Annotated in this window: 11 protein-coding genes; 5 read left to right on the top strand and 6 right to left on the bottom strand. The window is 69.1% G+C overall.

Features of this window, described 5'->3' with window-relative positions; genetic code table 11:
* The first annotated feature begins 82 nt into the window (after nucleotides 1-82).
* Nucleotides 83-4,660 (top strand): autotransporter-associated beta strand repeat-containing protein, encoded by a 4,578-nt coding sequence (locus PV762_RS02565; protein ID WP_421033456.1) that lies wholly within the window; start codon nucleotides 83-85, stop codon nucleotides 4,658-4,660.
* 117 nt (nucleotides 4,661-4,777) lie between these two features.
* Nucleotides 4,778-5,287 carry a hypothetical protein gene (locus tag PV762_RS02560; protein ID WP_421033455.1) on the top strand — a complete coding sequence of 170 codons (510 nt, stop codon included), beginning with the start codon at nucleotides 4,778-4,780 and terminating at the stop codon, nucleotides 5,285-5,287.
* Here the strand turns inward: PV762_RS02560 and PV762_RS02555 are convergent.
* From PV762_RS02555 to PV762_RS02530, 6 genes are all read right to left on the bottom strand, one after another.
* Complete coding sequence (locus tag PV762_RS02555) at nucleotides 5,284-5,685, bottom strand: VOC family protein (RefSeq protein WP_421033454.1); 402 nt, start codon at nucleotides 5,683-5,685, stop codon at nucleotides 5,284-5,286. The two genes, PV762_RS02560 and PV762_RS02555, sit on opposite strands and share 4 nt — an antisense overlap.
* 177 nt (nucleotides 5,686-5,862) lie before the next feature.
* Nucleotides 5,863-7,065: a cation:proton antiporter gene (locus tag PV762_RS02550; RefSeq protein ID WP_421033453.1), complete on the bottom strand. Its 1,203-nt coding sequence runs from the start codon at nucleotides 7,063-7,065 to the stop codon at nucleotides 5,863-5,865.
* Nucleotides 7,066-7,241: 176 nt separating this feature from the next.
* Nucleotides 7,242-8,765: a 4-alpha-glucanotransferase gene (gene malQ, locus PV762_RS02545; protein ID WP_421033452.1), complete on the bottom strand. Its 1,524-nt coding sequence runs from the start codon at nucleotides 8,763-8,765 to the stop codon at nucleotides 7,242-7,244.
* Between the two features lie 31 nt (nucleotides 8,766-8,796).
* Nucleotides 8,797-10,968 carry a glycogen debranching protein GlgX gene (gene glgX / locus PV762_RS02540; RefSeq protein WP_421033451.1) on the bottom strand — a complete coding sequence of 724 codons (2,172 nt, stop codon included), beginning with the start codon at nucleotides 10,966-10,968 and terminating at the stop codon, nucleotides 8,797-8,799.
* Nucleotides 10,969-11,073: 105 nt separating this feature from the next.
* On the bottom strand, nucleotides 11,074-12,948 hold the full coding sequence (gene glgB, locus PV762_RS02535) for a 1,4-alpha-glucan branching protein GlgB (protein WP_421033450.1): 1,875 nt from the start codon (nucleotides 12,946-12,948) through the stop codon (nucleotides 11,074-11,076).
* A gap of 24 nt (nucleotides 12,949-12,972) precedes the next feature.
* Nucleotides 12,973-15,483, bottom strand: coding sequence for a glycogen/starch/alpha-glucan phosphorylase (locus tag PV762_RS02530; RefSeq protein ID WP_421033449.1), 2,511 nt, complete (start codon nucleotides 15,481-15,483; stop codon nucleotides 12,973-12,975).
* Between the two features lie 174 nt (nucleotides 15,484-15,657).
* Here PV762_RS02530 and PV762_RS02525 point away from each other — a divergent pair, with 174 nt between their 5' ends.
* Genes PV762_RS02525 through malF form a run of 3 tightly spaced genes read left to right on the top strand, consistent with a single transcriptional unit; the run spans nucleotide 15,658 to nucleotide 19,690 of the window.
* Entirely contained in the window at nucleotides 15,658-16,758 is a 1,101-nt protein-coding gene (locus PV762_RS02525) for an ABC transporter ATP-binding protein (RefSeq protein ID WP_421033448.1), read from the top strand.
* Nucleotides 16,755-17,984 carry a maltose/maltodextrin ABC transporter substrate-binding protein MalE gene (gene malE / locus PV762_RS02520; RefSeq protein ID WP_421033447.1) on the top strand — a complete coding sequence of 410 codons (1,230 nt, stop codon included), beginning with the start codon at nucleotides 16,755-16,757 and terminating at the stop codon, nucleotides 17,982-17,984. Before PV762_RS02525 ends, malE begins: the two co-directional genes overlap by 4 nt.
* Nucleotides 17,981-19,690, top strand: coding sequence for a maltose ABC transporter permease MalF (malF, locus tag PV762_RS02515; protein ID WP_421033446.1), 1,710 nt, complete (start codon nucleotides 17,981-17,983; stop codon nucleotides 19,688-19,690). Before malE ends, malF begins: the two co-directional genes overlap by 4 nt.
* Nucleotides 19,691-19,702 lie beyond the last annotated feature (12 nt).

Raw genomic sequence — 19,702 nt, 5'->3', positions numbered from 1 at the left:
AGCGATCGTCGACAACGCCTCACTGGTCCTGGATCAAGCGTCCGCCGGCACGCTCAGCAATGCCATTTCTGGCATCGGTTCGTTGACCAAGCACGGCGCGGGCACCGTGATCCTCAGCGGCGCCAACACCTATGCCGGAGGCACGACGATCAACGCAGGCACTCTCGTGGGATCGACGGGCAACTTCGGCTCGGGTGCGATCGTGGACAACGCCGCGCTGGTCCTCAACCAGACTGCCAACGGCACGCTGGGCAACATTGTCTCCGGCGCCGGTTCGCTCACCAAGCAGGGCTCGGGCACGCTGACCTTGAGCGGCACCAACACCTACACCGGCGGCACGACCATCAGCGCGGGCACCGTCGTCGGTTCTTCCAACAGCTTCGGTGTGGGCATGATCGTCGACGACGCCTCGCTGGTCTTGAGTCAAGTCGCGGATGGCGTGTTGAACGCCAGCATCTCCGGTAGCGGCTCCCTGACCAAGCAAGGCGCTGGCTCATTGATCTTGAACGGCACCGGCACCTACGCCGGGGGCACGACGATCAACGCCGGCACGCTGGTCGGCGCCGCCTCCAGCTTCGGAAGCGGCGGCATTCTCGACAATGCCCTCCTGCGTATCGACCAGTCGATCAACGCGGACTGGCTCAATATCGTCTCCGGCACGGGTCGTGTCGAGAAGACAGGCGCGGGGCAACTGACGCTTCGACAGACCCTGGGTGCGTCGGGCGGACTCGATGTCCTGAACGGGCGCGTGGCCGCCACCGACCAGCAGCAACTGGGCGCCGGGGCCGTCACGGTCAGCGGCGACGGCCAGATTGCGCTGGCCCTTTCCACCGACACGCAACTGCGCCACATCGGCGGAGATGGCCTCGTGGCTGTCGATCTCGGCGACACGCAGCACCGACTCACCAGAAGCACCGCGCCCGCTGGCGCCTCAGCCTTCACGGGCACCTTGGCCCTGTCCAACGCCAGCCTCTCGATGTCCGGACCGGGAGCGGAGTCGCTGTCCGTCGTCACGCTGCGACTGGACACCGGCGGCCAGTTGCTCGCCCACCAGCAAGCGGGATCGCTCGGCGCGCTGCAGATGAACGGCGGGCTGGTGCGCTTCACACCGGCGACAGCGGATGAGCTGTCCACGCTGCATCCGCTGCAGATCAACCGGACCCTGGATCTGTCGGGGACCGGCACGGTGCTGGTGGACGCGGACCTGCACAGCGCCAAGACCGCGGATTCGATGGGCTCCCTGATGACGCGTGACGACGGCGTATCGTTCCTGCTGGCTCGCGCGGCGCCCGGCGGGCAGGTCATCGGTGACACCTCCCGCCTTGGTCTGGCGGGAGGCGACGGTCAACTCGTCGGAGCCACCACGGATGGGGAGGTTCTCCAGAATGGCCAGCGTGTGGCCACGACGGCGACGCGCTACGGTCTGTCGCCCGGTTCTAGCCACGATGGTCTCTACCTGACTGGCCGGTTGCTGAGCGTCGATGTCCTGGCCGGCCAGGAGCTGACGCTGTCTGCTCCGGCGGACGCCAACGGCGCAGCCCGTGATCTGTCCGCGAGGATCGGCGGCGCCGGCGGCCTGGCGGTCGACGCAGGCCTGGGCGGCGTCATTTCCCTCTCCAGCCAGGACAACAGTTTTGGCGGCAACACGCGGCTGATCAACGGCACGCTGGCGCTGGCCGGCGGCACCCTGCCCGACGGCAGCATCATCACGTTCTCTGGCGAGGACACCGGCCTGGACCTTGCGAACGCGGGCCGGCCGCAGCGCCTGGGCGGCCTCGACGGCAACGCCGCCACCAACGCCATCCAGCTCGGCGGGCAGACCTTGACGCTGGACACCGTCGGCGATCACGCTTTCGCGGGCGCCATCGCCGGCAGCGGCGCAGTGGTGAAAACCGGCGCGGGCACACAGACACTGAGCGGCACCAACAGCTACGCCGGCGGCACGACGGTCAGCGGCGGAACGCTCATCGGCTCGACAGGCAGCTTCGGCGGCGGCGGCATCCGCAACGATGCCACGCTCGTCCTCGATCAGCCGACCGACGGCACGCTGGGCAATCCGGTCTCCGGCAGCGGCGCGCTGGTCAAGCAGGGCTCCGGCTCGGTGACGCTCTCCGGCCCCAACACCTACGCCGGCGGCACGACGATCAACGCAGGTGCGCTCGTGGGCTCGACCGACAGCTTCGGCAGCGGCGGCATCCGCAACGATGCCACGCTGGTCCTCGATCAGTCCACCGACGGCACGATGAGCAATCCCGTCTCCGGCATCGGCACGCTGGTCAAGCAGGGCTCCGGCTCGGTGACGCTCTCCGGCCCCAACACCTACGCCGGCGGCACGACGATCGGCGGCGGAACGCTGGTCGGGACGACCGGCAGCCTTGGAAGCGGCGGCATCCGCAACGATGCCACGCTCGTCCTCGATCAGGCGACCGACGGCACGCTGGGCAATCCCGTCTCTGGCACCGGCACGCTGGTCAAGCAGGGCTCCGGCTCGGTGACGCTCTCCGGTCCCAACACCTACGCCGGCGGCACGACGATCAGCGGCGGGACGCTGGTCGGTACGACCGGCAGCCTTGGAAGCGGCGGCATTCGCAATGACGCGACGCTGGTCCTCGATCAAGCGACCGACGGCACGATGAGCAATCCCGTTTCCGGCAGCGGCTCGCTGATTAAGCAGGGCCCGGGCTCGGTGACGCTGAGCGGCGCCAACAGCTACGCTGGCGGCACGACCGTCAACGGTGGGACGCTGACGGGCTCCGCCGACAGCTTCGGCACCGGCGCCATTCGAAACGACGCCACGCTGATCGTCGATCAGGCGGTGGATGGTGCGCTCCACAACAGCCTGTCGGGCAGCGGCACGTTCGTGAAAGGCGGAGCCGGCACTTTGACGCTGGACGGCACCAACACCGGGAGCGGTCCGCTGCGCATCGACGCCGGGACGCTGCGTGCGACGGTGGACCAGCTGGGTAGCGGCGCGGTCGTCAACAACGCCACGCTCTCGCTCGACGTGCCGCGCGACGCGCTGCTGGACAACCGCTTGAGCGGCACGGGACAACTGGTGAAATCCGGCGCCGGCGACCTGACGCTCGAAGGCGCGCAAAGCGCCGGCGGCATCAGCGTGCGCAGCGGCGGGCTGACCGTCGGCGCCGCGGCGGCCGGCAGTGCCATGTTGCAGGGCAATGTCGATGTCGCCGCCGGCGCGAGACTGCAAGGCAACGGCACCATCGCCGGCAATGCCGCGCTGGCGCCGGATGCCACGCTGCAACTCACCACGGGCGCCGCACCGCTGCATGTGCAGGGGGACCTGCACCTCGATCCCGGTGCGCAGGTCAAGGCGTCGCTGGACCCGACCGCACGCATGCCCGTCATGATCGTTGACGGACAGGCGGCCGTGGATGGCGCGGTGCTCCATATCGACGCCAAGGCCGGAGACTGGTCGAAGGGATCGCGCATCGATCTCCTGCAGGCTGGACAGACCGTCGGCCAATACGCTTCGGTGGACTCGAACCTGGCCTTCCTTTCGCCCAAGCTGGAGCCGGGCGCCAAGGATCTCACCCTGGTGATGGAGCGCAATGCGGTCCAGTTCCAGGACCTCGCGCAGACGCCGAACCAGGGCGCGGTGGCCGGCTCGATCGACTCCCAGGGGGCCTCGACACCGGCGGCGGACCAGTTGGTCAAGCTGCCGCGCAACGAGGTGGGCGCGGCACTGGAAGCCCTTGCAGGCGGCTTGCAGGCAGGCGCTGCCAACGCTCCGGCCCTGGTCGCGTCACAGCAACGGACCGCACTGGGCCGTCACCTGCGAGACGTCCAGATCCCCCGCGGCGAATTCGACGACGGCGCGCGGTTGTGGGTGACCGCCTATCAGTCTCACGGCACGCTGGCGGGTGACCAGGTCGCCACGACCCGCGCCGACGACGACGGACTGCTCGCCGGCATCGACTTGCTGCACGCGCGCGAGATTCGACTCGGCATCGCGGTCGGCACCGGTCGTCAGATCTTGAGCACTCCCGGCCAGGAGCAGGACCGCGCCGACGTGCATTCCGCGTCGGTGGTAGCGTATGGCGCGGCCGCCTGGCATGGCTTCAACCTGCGCGGCGCGCTGACCTACGGGCAAACGAACGTCGACACCCGACGCGAGGTCGTCATCGGCAAGGCCGTCTCGTCGTTGAAGGCGAGCGAGCGCGCCCATCACGCCGACGGCTTCCTCGAAGTCGGACTGCCAGGTCGCCTGCCCTTCGGCCAGATCGAGCCGTTCCTGCAGCTGGGACACACCGTGACCTGGACAGGCGGGTTCAAGGAATCGGGCGACGACACCATCGCGTTGAGCGGCGGCGCCACCCGCGACGCCCGCAGTTTCGGCATGGTCGGTTTCCACGGCAACACCGAAGCGCAGTTCGCGCTGGGTTCAGCGTGGCGTCTGCAGGGGACGGTGGCCCTGCAGCACCTCGGAGGCCCTGCCACCGTGAACCGGCGCGTCAGCCTGCCCGGCGCGCAGGGCTTCAGCACGAGCGCCGCCTCGGGCGCCGGGACCGGTGCCCTGGTCGACCTCGGCCTGATCGTGCTGCCGCGTCCGCGCATGACGCTGTCCGTCCATGTGGACCATCAGGAGACCGGCGCCAGTCGCGACGACGGCGCGCGCGTGCAAGGCGACTGGCAGTTCTGACTGGCGGCGGGCTGCTGCCAGGCGTTGGCAGCTGTCCGCCACTCGGAGATTGAATACTGTATTTGCATACAGTATTCTCATCTTCCCCATTCAGCAGCCCAGCACCGAGGAACCGTCATGCGTCGCTACGAAGTCATCCTGGAACGAGTCATGGTCCCCTATCACCAGCGCGCGCTGGCTGGCGTGATCGCCATGCAGGTGCTCGACGCCCGGCTCGGCGGCCCCGCCGGCGTGGTGGACGCGTTCAACGCCGCGCGCGCGGTGACGGGCGGCGATCCGCGCTGGGCGGTGCCCGAGTCCGCCTCCCGGGCCGATGTCGCCGCGGTGAAGCGCTGGCGTCGCGCCACGGAAGCTGCGCTCGACGCCATCGAGCAGGGCTTCGCGCATGTGTTCGTGGGCATGTCGGCGCAGGAGATCGAACTCGCCCGCGCGGACGAGTCCCTCAGCATCGTCGCTCACGTGATGGACGTGCCGTCGCGCCTGCTGTCCGAGGCCCGCGTCGGCCTGCCATGGTCGGCGACGGCCGCGGTGGTCGTGAGCGCCGCCGCCCAGGCGGCGATGGTGCCGTCGACCTCGATGCTGTCGCACATGCCCACCCTGGCTCACGCGGCGATGCTGACCCGCTAAACCGCGTCCGCGAGCTCCGAGATCTCGATCAGGTTGAGGTCGGGATCGCGCACGTAGACCGAGCGGATCTTCCCGGTCGCGCCCGTGCGCATCACCGGTCCTTCGATGATGGCCACCTGCAGCGTGTCCAGGCGCTCGATCACCTGTTCCAGCGGCACCGACGCGATGAAGCAGAGGTCCAGCGCACCTGGCATCGGCACGTGGGCCTTGGGCTCGAACTCCCGGCCCTTGACATGGAGGTTGATCTTCTGCGCGCCGAAGAGGAAGGCCTGGCGCGCGACCGGCGGCGTCCCGCCGACGAAGCGCTCGAGCCGCATGCCGAGCACCTCGGTATAAAAACGGATGCAGTCCGCCTCATGGGCGGTGGTGAGGACCAGGTGGTCGAGGTGATCGATCAAGGCAGGCTCCCGTCATCCGACATGGCCGGATTCTGCCTGGCCGGCCCTCGGCGGGTGTCCGAGCAGCGCCGGATCGCGCAGCACGTGCGCGGTCACCTTATCGACCACCTGTGGAGGCGCCACCTTCGGCAGGCGTCAGCCGGCGCCAACTCGCGCCAACCGGCGTTCAGCCAGCATTCAACTGGCGCGGAACACCAGTTCCTTGATCCGCGCCAGGCGTGGCGCCACCACGGGCACCGTCAGCATCGTCGAGCCCACCGCCATCAGCAGCAGCGCGGTGAAGGTCTCGTTGGTGATGATCTGTTTGTCCAGCAGCACGTTGGCGAAGATGATCATGATCAGCGCCTTGGTCTGCAGCAGCCAGCCGATGATGCCGGCCTCGCCGGGGCCCCACCGGAGGATGCGCCCGGCCACGTGCGTGCCCAGCAGCTTGCCGCTGACCGATGCCGCCAGCAGCAGCGCCGCCGCGGCGAACACCATGCCGCCCTCCAGTCCCCATTGCGTGCGCAGGCCCGTGCTGAGGAAGAAGACCGGCATGATCACCAGCAGCACATGATGGCGCAGCGCATCCATCTGCTGCTGCTCGAACCATTCGGCGTCCATCACGACGCCGGCCAGGAAGGCCCCGACCATGTAGTGCAGGCCGGACCAGTCGGCGCCGAACGCGATGATCGCCAGCCAGATCAGGCCCACGTACCAGCGGTCCCGCGCGGGGATGGCGCGCATCAGCCCTCGGAACAGCACCGTCGCCACCGCGAACGCGGCCAGGAACATCACCTGCTTGCCGACCCGCGACCAGTCCATCAGGATCACCGCCAGCACGCCCCAGATCAGGATGTCGTCCAGGCTGGCGTAACGGAGGATGCGCTGGCCGATCGGCTGGCGCAGGATCTCCAGCTTCTCCATCAGCAGGATGAGGATGGGTAGCGCCGTCACCGCGCAGGCCATGCCGACACCGACGATGAACTGCCACGTGTGCGCCTGCGGGCCCATCCATTGCGAGCCCATCCCCAGCAGCACCACAGCCGCCGCCGATCCGAACACCATGGGCACGCCCAGGGCGAGTCCGGCCGTGATGCCGCTCTCGACACGATGCGCCCAGGCCTTCTTCAGGTCGAGTTCGATGCCGGCGATCCACACGAAGATCATCACCGCCCACCAGGCCACGCCGTTGAGCGACTGCACCACCGAGGGGTTGAAGACGAACTGGTAGTACTCGGGGAAGGCCCGGCCCAGCACGCCCGGCCCGAGCAGGATGCCGGTGATGATCTGCACCACGACCAGCGGGGCGAAGTAGTCCGTGCCCCCCAATCGCCAGACCAGGTAGGGGACGGTGAAGATGATCGCCATGGCGATCAGGAAGATTTCGGTCGTGCTCATGGGCGGCTCCGTTCGCTGTCCGCCGCACGGTGCGCTGGCGCCCGACGGTTCGATGACAACGTTGTCTCTCGGTGGTTCCGATTGTGGAGGAAGCGCCTCCGCAACCACCGCCCTCGCTTTCCCCTAGACCGCCATCCAGGGCGGCCCAGCTATTGTGAAAGCGGTTTCAGAGCATTTCACTCCGGCAGCCCGGCGCCGGCAATAGGGGCTCTCCCGCTGGTCGCGGCGATCAGGCCGAGCACGCGGCCCGGCTCGGCGCCGACCATGTCCCAGGTGAAGCGCCACTCCCAGTTGCCGCCGAGGACGCCGGGCACGTTCATGCGGTGTTCGCTGCCCAGGCCGAGCACGTCCTGTAGCGGGTAGATCGCGACGTTGGCCACCGAGTTCGCGCAGCCGCGGATCATGGCCCAGTGGATGTCGTCGTCGCCGGCGGGCAGGTAGGCGGCGGCGTAGGCGCGCTCATGGGCGCTGGCCTGGTTCCACCAGCCGCGGACCGTGTCGTTGTCATGCGTGCCGGTGTAGCAGACGGCCGCGCGCGGCCAGTTGTGCGGCAGGAACTCGTGCCCGCCGTCGCCGCCGAAGCCGAACTGCAGGATCTTCATGCCCGGGTAATCGAGCGCGTTGCGCAGCTCATGGACGTCGGGCGTGATGAAGCCGAGGTCCTCGGCCACGATGGGCAGCGTGCCCAGCGACTTGGCGATCGCGTCGAACAGCGCCTTGCCGGGACCGGTCTTCCAGACGCCGCGCGTGGCGTCGGGGCTGTCGGCGGGGATCTCGTAATAGGCGGCGAAGCCGCGGAAGTGGTCGATGCGGAACACGTCCGCCGAGCTCAGCATGCGTTTTACGCGCGCGGTCCACCACGCGAAGTGCTCGTGGGCCATCTTGTCCCAGCGGTACATCGGATTGCCCCAGCGCTGGCCGGTGGCCGCCATCGCGTCCGGGGGCACGCCGGCGACAACGGTCGTCTGGAAGTTCTCGTCGAACTCGTACAGGTCGGGGCGGGCCCAGCAGTCGGCGCTGTCGTGTGCGACGAAGATCGGCAGGTCGCCCATGATGTGTACACCGCGCGCGTTCGCGTAGGTCTTCAGCGCGCCGACCTGGACGTCGAAATTCCATTGCACGAACTGCCAGAAGCCGACCTCATCAGCGTACTGCTCGCGCGCGGCGACCAGCGCGCGCGGGTCGCGGCCGGCCAGGTCGCGCGGCCATTCCCACCAGGCCTGGCCATGGCGCGACGAGCGGACGGCCATGAAGAGCGCGTAGTCCGGCAACCAGTCGCGCTGGGACTCGCACCACAGCTCGTAGCTGGCGCGGTCCGCGGCCGACGCCTTCGCGAAGAAGCCCGCCGAGGCGGCGCGCAGCTGCTGCTCGCGCCACGGGATCACGCGGCCGTAGTCGACGCGCTTCGCATCGAAGCCGCCGTCCGGCAGCACCGGCGCGGCGAGCCAGCCCTTCGCCACCAGCGGCTCGAACGCCACCATCCACGGATTGCCGGCGAAGGCCGACACGCCCTGGTACGGGCTCTCGCCGGGACCGATCGGCGTGCTCGGCAGCCATTGCCAGATGGCCTGGCCGGCCGACTGCAGCCAGTCGACGAAGTGGAAGGCCTCGGGGCCGAAGTCGCCGGCGCCGTTCGGGCCGGGCAGCGAGGTGATGTGCAGCAGCACGCCGGATTGGCGCTTGTTGAGGTCGATCGTCATGGTGTCGCTCGAGGGGTCAGTATCGGAAGTATCAGGAAAGCAGGGGCGCTGCGATGCACAGCAGCAGGCTGCGCGCCGGCGCGACGAGCGCATCGTCGCTCAAGGTCGCCGGGGCGAGTTCGCCGCTGCTGTCGATCAGCAGCCGCCAGGGCGAGGCGCCCTCGCCTGCCGCGGGCAAAGCGACGCGGGTCGGCGTCGCGCCGGGATGGACGATCAGCAGCAGCTGTTCGCGGGAGTCGCTCAGCAGCGCGCTCAACGCGAATTGTCGATCGTCGCTCCAGTCGTGCTCGCGCATCTCGTGGCCGTCGGGATGGAACCAGCGCAGCGCGCTGGTGCGCTGCGGCGATCCGGCCGGTCCAGCGGATTCAGCCGAGCCAGCACATCCAGCTTCAGGCGCGCAGCCGGGCAAGGGGAACCACTCGGCATGGCGCAGCATCGGATGCGACCGCCGCAACCGCGCCAGTTCGCCGGTGAACGCGATCAGCGCATCGTCGGCGGCGGGCCAATCGAGCCAGCCGATCTCGTTGTCCTGGCAGTACGCGTTGTTGTTGCCGCCCTGGCTGTTGCCGAACTCGTCGCCCGAGTACAGCATCGGCGTGCCCTGCGACAGCAGCAGCGTCGCGAGCATCGCGCGGCGCGCGCGCTCGCGGGCGTCGCGGATGGCGGGGTCGTCGGTCGGACCCTCGACGCCGAAGTTGCCGCAGAGCTCGCCGTCGCGGCCATCGCGGTTGTCTTCGCCGTTGGCCTCGTTGTGCTTGCGGGCATAGCTGACGAGGTCGTTCAGCGTGTAGCCGTCGTGCACGGCCAGGAAGTTGATCGAGGCGAGCGGCGAGCGCTGCCCCGGCTCACCGCACGGTCCCGGCGGATGGAAGACATCGCTGGACGCGCCGAAGCGCCGCGCGAACTCGCCGCGCGTGACGGCCTTGCCGTCCGGCCCGTGACCGAGCCAGAACCCGCGCGCGCCGTCGCGGAACTTGTCGTTCCACTCCATGAAGCGGCCGGGGAAACGTCCGAGCTGATAACCGTCCCGACCGGCGTCCCAGGGCTCCGCGATCAGGTGGACCTGCGAGAGCAGCGGATCCTGGCGCAGCGCCGTGTAGAACGCCGCTTGAGGATCGTGTCCCGCGGCCGTGCGTCCGAGCACCGGCGCGAGGTCGAAGCGGAAGCCGTCCACGCCCATCTCGCCGACCCAGAAGCGCAGCGAGTCCAGCACCAGCTGCGTCACGCGCGGATGCTCGACGTTGACGGTGTTGCCGCAGGCGGTGAGGTTCTCCATCCGCGAGGGATCGTCGGCCTGCAGCCGGTAGTAGCTCTTCTGGTCGAGCCCGCGCAGCGACAGCGTCGGGCCCCACTCGTTGCCTTCGGGGGTGTGGTTGTAGACGACGTCGAGGACGACTTCGAGTCCGGCCTCGTGCAGTGTCTGGACCATCGCGCGGAACTCGGCGACGACGGCGGTCGGATCGTGGCGCACGGCGGCGCAGGCCAGCCGGGGATCGGGCGCGAAGAAGCCCAGCGTGTTGTAGCCCCAGTAGTTGCGCAGGCCTGTGCCGAAGAGATGCGGTTCGTCGACGGCGAACTGCACCGGCAGCAGCGACAGCGTGGTCACGCCGAGCCGCCTGAAGTGCGCGATCGCCGCCGGATGCGCGAGCGCCGCATAGCTGCCGCGCAACGCCTCCGGGATCTCCGGATGGCGCATCGAGAACCCCTTCACATGGACTTCGTACAGCACCACGTCCTGCGGCGCATGTCGCGGCGCGCTGGCGCGCGGGCCAGGACCCGAGAGCGGCGCGGCGACACGCGCCTTCAGCGCGGTCGCGCCGTTGTCGCGCTCGTCCAGCGCGAAAGGGCCCTCCGGGTGGCCGAAGGGATACCCGTGATCCTCGGGCAGGTTGCGAAACTCGCCGATGATCTCGCGCGCATACGGATCCAGCAGCAGCTTGGCCGCATTGAAGCGATGTCCCTCGCGCGGTGCGTGCGGGCCGTGCGCGCGCAGGCCGTAGTGCTGTCCCGCCTGAACGCCACAGAGGAAGCCGGTCCAGAGACCATCGACCGGGCCGTGCAACGCATGGCGCGCGAGCTCGGTCGTGCCGGCCTCGTCGTACAGGCAGACCTCGACGCGCGTCGCATGGGCGGAGAACACGGCGAAGTTGACGCCGCCGTCGCGGACGGTGGCGCCCAGCGGTTCATGGCGGCCACGAGCCATCGACGTGGCACATGTTGGAGCCAGTGATGCGGACAGATCGGAAGGAGCGCTCATTCGAAACGTCGCGGGAGGAAGTGTCGGAGAAGGGTCGAGGTCGTCGCCGGCTCAGGCCGGCACCAGGAAGATCGTCGCCAACGGCGGCAGCGTCAAGACGATGGCGGGATCGTCGTCCGGCGCCGTGAGCAGGTGCGCCGCATCCGGTGGCGCGATGGCGACATCGCTGCCGCCGTAGATCGCCGCATCGGTGTTCAGCACCAGGCGCCACGGACCGCCGTGCGGCACCGGCAGCCGGTATCCGACGCGCGCGACGGGCGTGAAGTTGCTGACCGCGACGACGCCGGCGCGCGCTTCCCCCTCGCCGGCTCGGCGGATCCAGGCGAAGACCGAATGCTGCAGGTCATCCTTGACCAGCCACTCGAAGCCGTCACGCTCGCCGTCAAGCCGATGCAAGGCGGGCCGGTCGCGATACAGGCGGTTGAGGTCGCCGATGAGCCGCTGAACGCCGGCATGGCGCGGATCGTCGAGCAGCTCCCAGGGCAGCGCGCGCTCGAAGTTCCACTCGTCGCGCTGCGCGAACTCCTGGCCCATGAACAGCAGCTTCTTGCCCGGATGCGCCCACATGAAGCCGAAGTACGCGCGCAGTTGCGCGAAGCGCTCGGCCTCCTCGCCCGGCATCTTGCGCAGCAGCGATCCCTTCCCATGCACCACCTCGTCGTGCGAGAGCGGCAGCTGGAAGTTCTCGCTGAACGCATAGACGAGGCCGAAGCTCATCTTCTCGTGATGCCACGAGCGGTGGATAGGCAACTCGCGCATGTAATGCAGCGTGTCGTTCATCCAGCCCATGTTCCACTTGTAATGGAAGCCCAGGCCGCCGACCGAGGTCGGCGCGGACACGAGCGGGAAGGCGGTCGACTCCTCGGCGATCGTGATCACGCCAGGCGCCTCGCAGCCGAGCACCTCGTTGAGACGCTTGAACAGCGCGATGGCTTCGAGGTTCTCGGTGCCGCCGTGGATGTTGGGAATCCACTCGCCGGGCGGGCGCGAGTAGTCCCGGTACAGCATCGAGGCGACCGCGTCGACGCGCAGGCCGTCGATGCCGTAGCGCTCGGCCCAGAACAGCGCCGCGCCGCACAGGAACTGCCGCACCTGCGGCTTGCCGAAGTCGTAGATCAGCGTGTGCCAGTCGCGATGCCAGCCCTCGCGCGGATCGGCATATTCGTAGAGCGCCGTGCCGTCGAACGTCGCGAGACCGTGCGGATCCTCGGGGAAATGCGCCGGGACGAAATCGAGCAGCACGCCCAACCCCGCCGCGTGGCAGGCGTCGACGAAGCGATGCAGGCCGTCGGGCGCTCCCAGCCGCGCGGTCGGCGCATGCAGGCCCAGCGTCTGGTAGCCCCACGAGCCGTCGAAGGGGAATTCGGTGATCGGCATCAGCTGCACATGCGTGAAGCCGAGACCGGCCGCGTACCCCGGCAACTCGCGCGCGAGGGCATCCCAGCCCGCATCCGGGCGCCACGACATGGCATGCACCTCGTACACGCTGATCGGGGCATCCCGGCGGTTGAGCGCTGCGCGGCCTTCCGGCAACGGATGCGCGGCGGGCAGTCCTTCGACGATGCTCGCGTTGTCCGGGCGCAGCTGGGCCCGGAATGCATACGGATCGGCCTTCAGCGGCAGCACGGCGCCATCGGGACCGGTGACCTCGTACTTGTAGAACTGGCCGCGCGATGCGCCGGGCACGAAGCCTTCCCAGATACCGGCCTCGTGTTCATCGCGGCGACGCATCGGATGCGCGGCGCCGGACCAGCCGTTGAAGTCGCCGACCACGGCGACACGCGACGCCCGGGGCGCCCACACCGCGAAACGGACACCCGGCTCGCCGTCGACCTCGACGGGATGCGCGCCCAGCCACAACCACGGACGCGGATGCCCGCCGCGCGCGAGCAGCGCGAGGTCGGCATCGGGCAGCAACGTCGTCATCGGAGGCAGCTCGCGGTCCCGGGGTCAGTCCAGGCTCTTCACCGACCAGACGCGCTCGACGTACTCCTCGATCGTCCGGTCCGAGGAGAACATCCCCATGCCGGCGATGTTCAGCGCGACGCGCTGGTGCCAGGCCGCCGGGTCGCGGAACAGGTCGTCGACCTCGCGCTGCGCGCGCAGGTAGTCGGCGAAGTCGGCCATCAGCAGGTACTGGTCTTCGCCGAGCAGCTTGTCGATCAGCGTGCGGTAACGGCCCGGATCGCCCTGCGAGAAGTCTCCGCGCGCGATCGCGTCGATGACGTCGAACAGCGCCGGGTTCTGCTCGACGACGCGGCGCGGCTCGTAGCCCGCGCGCTTGAGCGCCTCGACCTTCTCGGTCTTCAGGCCGAAGGTGAACATGTTGCGCTCGCCGAAGGCCTGCGCCATCTCGATGTTGGCGCCGTCCCAGGTGCCGATCGTCAGGGCGCCGTTGAGCGCGAATTTCATGTTCCCCGTGCCCGACGCCTCGGTGCCGGCGGTGGAGATCTGCTCGGACAGATCGGCGGCCGGGATCACGACCTCGGCCAGCGAGACGCCGTAGTTGGGCAGGAAGACCAGCTTGAGCTTGTCGCCGACGCGCGGATCCGCGTCGATGACGCGGGCGACGTCGTGCGCCAGTTCGATGATGGACTTCGCCGCCACGTAAGCCGATGCGGCCTTGCCCGCGATCACCACGGTGCGCGGCACCCAGTCCGCCGTCGGGTTCGCGACGATCGCCTGATAACGGCTGATGACGTGCAGCAGGTTCAGCAGCTGGCGCTTGTATTCGTGGATGCGCTTGATCTGGACGTCGAAGAGGCTGTCGACGTGGATCGTCACGCCGAGCTCGCGCCGGACGCGCTCCGCCAGGCGTTCCTTGTTCTCCCGCTTCACGGCGCGCAGTTGCTCGCCGAGCCCGACGTCGGCGGCCAGCGGGCGGAGCTGTTCCAGCTCGTCCAGGCGCCGGCGCCAGCCGGTCCCGATGCGATCGTCCAGCAGCGTCGACAGGCCCGGATTCGCCTGCTGCAGCCAGCGGCGCGGCGTCACGCCGTTGGTGACGTTGTGGAAACGGCCGGGGAAGATCCGCGCGTAGTCCGCGAAGATGGTCTTCACCATCAGGTCCGAGTGCAGCGCCGCCACGCCGTTGACGCGGTGCGAGACCACGATGCTCAGCGCGGCCATGCGCACGCGGCGCTCGTTGCCGCGGCTGTCGCCCTCGTCGATCAGCGACACGCGGCGCAGCAGGTCGACGTCGTCGGGGAAGCGCTGCTTCACGCTTTCGAGGAAACGGTGGTTGATCTCGTAGACGATCTCGAGGTGGCGCGGCAGCAGCTGCTCGAACAGCCGGACCGGCCAGGTCTCCAGCGCCTCCGGCATCAGCGTGTGGTTGGTGTAGCTGACCGCCTCGCGGGTGATCGCCCAGGCCTCGTCCCAGCCCAGGGCGTGGTCGTCGAGCAGCAGCCGCATCAGCTCGGCGGGCGCGAGCGCCGGATGCGTGTCGTTCAGGTGGATGGCGTTGGCGCGGCCCAGGCCCGCGAGCGAACCGGTCTCGCGCAGGTGACGCGCGATCAGGTCCTGCATGGAGGCGCTGACCAGGAAGAACTCCTGCTTCAGTCGGAGCCGGCGGCCGGCCTCGGTGCTGTCGTCGGGATAGAGCACCCAGTTGAGCGCATCCGCCGCGACGCGATGGGCGGCGGCGCCGTGGTGGTCGCCGCGGCAGAAGGCGGCGAAGTCGATGGGCGCGGCGGCCTGCGCGTGCCATTGCCGCAGCGTCGACACGCGCTCGCTGTGATGCGCCGGCACGATGAAGTCATAGGCCTGCGCGATCAGGTGGTCGGTCGGCCACCAGCGGCGCGCCCCGCGCGCATCGACCTCGACATGCCCGCCGAAGCCCACCGGATAGCGGCACTCGGGACGCGGCACCTCCCAGGGATTGCCCAGCGCCATCCAGTCGTCGGGCGACTCGACCTGGCGGCCGTCCCGGATGCCCTGGGCGAACATGCCGTATTGATAACGGAGCCCGTAGCCGAAGGACGGCAGGCCGAGCTCCGCGAAGGAATCGAGGAAACAGGCCGCCAACCGGCCAAGGCCGCCGTTGCCCAGCGCCGCGTCGCTCTCGCGCTCCAGCACGTCGGACAAGGACTGCCCCTCACCGGCCTGCGCCGAAAATGCGGCACGCAGGGGCGCCTCCAGCTTCAGCGCCGCGAGCGCGTTGCCCAGCGCCCGGCCCATCAGGAATTCCATCGACAGGTAATGCACGCGGCGCACGCCCGCCGACGCGCCGCGGGCGGCGTCGGTCGCCTGGGTCGCGGCCCAACGCCGGTCCAGCACCTCGCGGCAGGCGCCCGCGGCGGCGCGCATCATCGCGTGCAGGTCGGCAGCCGAAGCACCGGCGGGCCCGGTGGCGGCGGCCGAGGCGATCGCGGCGGCGACCGCAGCAGCGGGGCTGGCCAGGGGGCGTTCACGTCGCAGCGCCTGCTCGAAGGCGGCGACCTGGTCGGGGGAGGCGGTCATCATGAAACGAAGTATCCCTCAAGCCTCTGTAATTTCTGTAGTTTCACTACATCGGGTTATCCCGAGTTTGATGCCAAGTCATTGATTTATAGCGATTCGATGCGCTCGCATCCGGGGATGTCGCGTTGTGAATCGTCAATCAGACATGTATATTCTCTACAAACAAGGAGACACCCCGTGGCGGATGTGAAGCTGCAAGCCGTGGCCAAGGCCTATGGCGAGACCAAGATCCTGCATGGCATCGACCTGGAGATCCGGGACGGTGAATTCATGGTCTTCGTGGGTCCGTCGGGCTGCGGCAAGTCGACGCTGCTGCGCACGATCGCGGGCCTGGAGGACATCACCGGCGGCGAGCTGCGCATCGGCGGCCGGCTGGTCAACGACGTGCCGCCCGCCGAGCGCGGCATCGCGATGGTGTTCCAGAGCTACGCGCTCTATCCTCACATGAACCTGTACGACAACATGGCGTTCGGGTTGAAGCTGGCGAAGGTGCCCAAGGACGAGATCGACCGCTCGGTGCGCTACGCCGCGCGCATCCTGCACATCGAGCACCTGCTGGAGCGCAAGCCCAAGGACCTGTCCGGCGGCCAGCGCCAGCGCGTCGCGATCGGCCGCGCGATCGTGCGCAAGCCCGAGGTCTTCCTCTTCGACGAGCCCCTGTCCAACCTCGACGCGGCGCTGCGCGTGCGCATGCGCTACGAGTTCGCGAAGCTGCATGAGGACTTGAAGACCACGATGGTCTACGTCACCCACGACCAGGTCGAGGCGATGACGCTGGCGGACCGCATCGTCGTGCTGAGCGCCGGTTCGATCGAGCAGGTCGGCACGCCGCTGGAACTCTACGAGCATCCGGACAACCTCTTCGTCGCCGGCTTCATCGGCAGCCCGAAGATGAACTTCATCGAGGCCGACGTCGTGACCGCGAGCGCCGATCACGCGACCGTGCGACTCGCCGACGGCGCGATGATCCGCACGCGCGTCGACGCCTCGCGCGCCAAGGCCGGCGACAAGGTCACGCTGGGCCTGCGGCCGGAACACTTCGAGGTCGGCGGCGACGCCAACCTGATCGCCAGCACCGTCACCTTCGTCGAGTTGCTGGGCGGCGTGACGCATGCGTACTGCGCCTACCCGGGCGTCGAGGACGCGCTGACCTGCGAGTTCGACGGCAGGACGCGCGTGCGCGCCGGCGACACGCTGCAGCTGCATCTGCCGCCGGACCTCTGCTACCTCTTCGACGCTCAGGGCCTGGCATTCAAGCGGCTCGGAGCGGCGGAATGAAGACTTCCTTGAAGCGCGCGGCCACGCGCTCGGCGCTGACCCGCGGCGCGTTCGCGGCGGCGGCCGCCATCGCGCTGCTCGGCGGCTGCGGGAAGGTTGCGGCGCAGACGCCGCCCAAGCTGCTCGTCTGGATCAACGGCGACAAGGCCTACAACGGATTGCAGAAGGTCGGCGACGCGTTCGAGCGCGAGTCCGGCGTGAAGGTCGTCGTCGAGCATCCGGTCGACGCGCCCGAGAAGTACACGCAGGCCGCCGGCGCCGGCAAGGGACCGGACGTCTTCTGCTGGCCGCACGACCGCGTCGGCGAGTGGGCCAAGGCCGGACTGCTGACACCCGTGCAGCCACGCAAGACGCTCTACGACGAGGTCGAGCCCGCCGCCTGGCAGGCCTTCCGCTACCAGGGCCGCCTGTGGGGCTACCCGATCGCGATCGAGACCACCGGCCTGATCTACAACAAGGCGCTGGTGTCCAAGCCGCCCGCGACCTGGGACGCGCTGATCGCGCTCGACAAAGACCTGCGCCGGCGCGGCAAGCACGCGATCCTGTGGGATTACAACAAGAGCTTCTTCACCTGGCCGATGTTCGCCGGCGCCGGCGGCGTGATCTTCGGACGTGACGCGCAGGGCGAATTCGACGCACGGAAAGTGGACGTCAACAACGACGGCGCGCTGGCCGCGGGCCGGATGCTGGAGCGCCTGATCGTCGAAGGCGTGATGCCGCGCGGCGCGCGCTACGCCGAGATGGAATCGGGCTTCGCCCGCGGCGAGGTCGCGATGATGATCTCCGGCCCCTGGGCCTGGGACAACGCGCGCAAGGCCGGCATCGAGATCGGCGTCGCGCCCATCCCGGCGGTGGTGGCGGGCAAGCCGTCCAAGCCCTTCGTCGGCGTGCTGGGCTGCATGATCTCGGCGCCCTCGAAGAACAAGGACCTCGCGCGCGAGTTCATCGAGCACCACCTGATGCGGCCCGCCTCGCTGCAGGTGCTCGACGCCGACGTGCCCATCGGCGTGCCGGCCAACAAGGCCTTCTACCAGCAGCTGTCGGTGAACCCGCTGATCCGCGCCAGCATGGAGAACGCCCGCGCCGGCGAGGCCATTCCCAACATCCCCGAGGTGGGACGTTTCTGGACCGCGATGGACGCGGCGCTGGAGGCGATCACCAACGGCCTGCAAAGCCCCAAGGACGCGCTGGACGGCGCGTCGGGCCGGATGCTGCTCAAGCAATGAACGCCACGACCGCCTCGACCTCGGGGGCCGGCGCCTCCTCCGGCTCATCCGCATCACTCGCCGCCCTGCCCGGCTCGCCGCTCTCCGAGCCCTACACGCGCCAGGCGCCCGGCGCGCTGGACCGGCTCGCCAAGGCGCTGTACTGGCCGACGATGGCCGTGATCGCGCTGGCGTCGCTCTACCTCGTCTTCATGCTGTACGCGGCCGGACTGACGAGCTGGGCGCTCGGCGTGCTGCTGCTCTTCGGCGCGGGCTTCGCGGTCTACCTCTCCAAGGCGGGCTTCGCCTACCGCTACCTCTTCCCCGGCGTGGCCGGGATGCTGCTGTTCATCGCGTTCCCGCTCGCGTACACGACGCAGATCGGCTTCACCAACTACTCGTCCGCCCATCTGCTCAGCCAGGAGCGCGTGCGCGAGTTCCTGCTCGACCAGCACGACACGGTGCTGGAGTCCGTGCGCGACTACCGCGTGCACGGCGCCGGCGGCGAGTTCCGCGTGGTGCTGCGCGATCCGGCCAACGGCATGGCGCAGTTCGCGTCGCCGCCGCTGGCGCTGCGCCAGGGCACGAAGCCGGTCGACGTCGCGATGCAGGCGACCGGGCCGGCGGACGCGACGCTGGGCCTCCCGCTCACGCTGAAGGAACTGGTGGAACACCGCCAGGCGCTGGCGCAGCTGCGCTTGCGGCTGCCGGGCGAGAGCGGCGGCACCGCGGCCACCGGCGGCACAGGCGAGACGGGCGGCACGGGCGACGCCTCGACGCTGCGCTACCTCGGCCTGCGCGAGTTCGGCCCGATCCGCCCGCACTTCGAGGAGCAGGCCGACGGCGCCCTGAAGCGCGTCGCCGACGGCGCGCTCTTCCGTCCCGACGCGAGCACCGGCTACTACGAAGGCCAGGGCGCGGCGGCGGGCACCCACCTCGCGCCCGGCTACAAGGTGATGGTCGGGGCGCAGAACTACAAGCGCATGCTGTTCGACGCGGAGTTCCGCGGCCCCTTCCTGTCGATCTTCGGATGGACGGTGGTGTTCTCGCTGCTGACGGTGGTCTTCGCGACGGCGATCGGCATGATGCTGGCGGTGCTGCTGAACTGGGAGGACCTGCGCTACCGCACGACCTACCGCACGCTGCTGTTCCTGCCGTACGCGGTACCGGGCTTCATCTCCATCCTCGTGTTCAAGGGCCTGTTCAACCAGAACTTCGGCGAGATCAACGCGATCCTGGACGCGCTCTTCGGCGTGCGGCCGGCGTGGTTCGCGGACCCGTCGCTGGCGCGCACGATGCTGCTGATCGTCAACGTGTGGCTGGGTTATCCGTACGTGATGATCCTGTGCACGGGGCTGCTGAAGGCGATCCCCTCGGACCTGTACGAGGCCTCGGCGCTGGCGGGCGCGGGGCCGCTGACCAACTTCTTCAAGATCACGGCGCCGCTGATCATCAAGCCGCTGTCGCCGCTGCTGGTCTCGGCCTTCGCGTTCAACTTCAACAACTTCGTGCTGATCGCGCTGCTGACCGACGGGCGGCCGGACTACCTGTCCACCAAGATCCCCGCGGGGCAGACCGACATCCTGGTCAGCTACACCTACCGCATCGCCTTCCGCGACTCGGGCACGGACTTCGGCCTGGCTGCGGCGATCTCGACGCTGATCTTCATCCTGGTGGCGGGCATGTCGCTGCTCAACCTGCGCCTGATGCGCAACGCCAACCGCTGAGGCGGACGGCAT

This window comes from Mitsuaria sp. CC2, assembly GCF_048957715.1.
Classification (GTDB): domain Bacteria; phylum Pseudomonadota; class Gammaproteobacteria; order Burkholderiales; family Burkholderiaceae_C; genus Roseateles.
Note: the sequence above shows the minus strand (reverse complement) of the source record. Positions and strands in the feature narration are given on the sequence as shown.

What these genes read in the sequence shown, in the direction of transcription:
- PV762_RS02560 (WP_421033455.1), top strand. Translation starts at nt 4,778, where the DNA reads ATGCGTCGCTACGAAGTCATCCTGGAACGAGTCATGGTCCCCTATCAC.
- PV762_RS02550 (WP_421033453.1), bottom strand. Translation starts at nt 7,065, where the DNA reads ATGAGCACGACCGAAATCTTCCTGATCGCCATGGCGATCATCTTCACC.
- malQ (WP_421033452.1), bottom strand. Translation starts at nt 8,765, where the DNA reads ATGACGATCGACCTCAACAAGCGCCAATCCGGCGTGCTGCTGCACATC.
- glgX (WP_421033451.1), bottom strand. Translation starts at nt 10,968, where the DNA reads ATGGCTCGTGGCCGCCATGAACCGCTGGGCGCCACCGTCCGCGACGGC.
- glgB (WP_421033450.1), bottom strand. Translation starts at nt 12,948, where the DNA reads ATGACGACGTTGCTGCCCGATGCCGACCTCGCGCTGCTCGCGCGCGGC.
- PV762_RS02530 (WP_421033449.1), bottom strand. Translation starts at nt 15,483, where the DNA reads ATGATGACCGCCTCCCCCGACCAGGTCGCCGCCTTCGAGCAGGCGCTG.
- malE (WP_421033447.1), top strand. Translation starts at nt 16,755, where the DNA reads ATGAAGACTTCCTTGAAGCGCGCGGCCACGCGCTCGGCGCTGACCCGC.
- malF (WP_421033446.1), top strand. Translation starts at nt 17,981, where the DNA reads ATGAACGCCACGACCGCCTCGACCTCGGGGGCCGGCGCCTCCTCCGGC.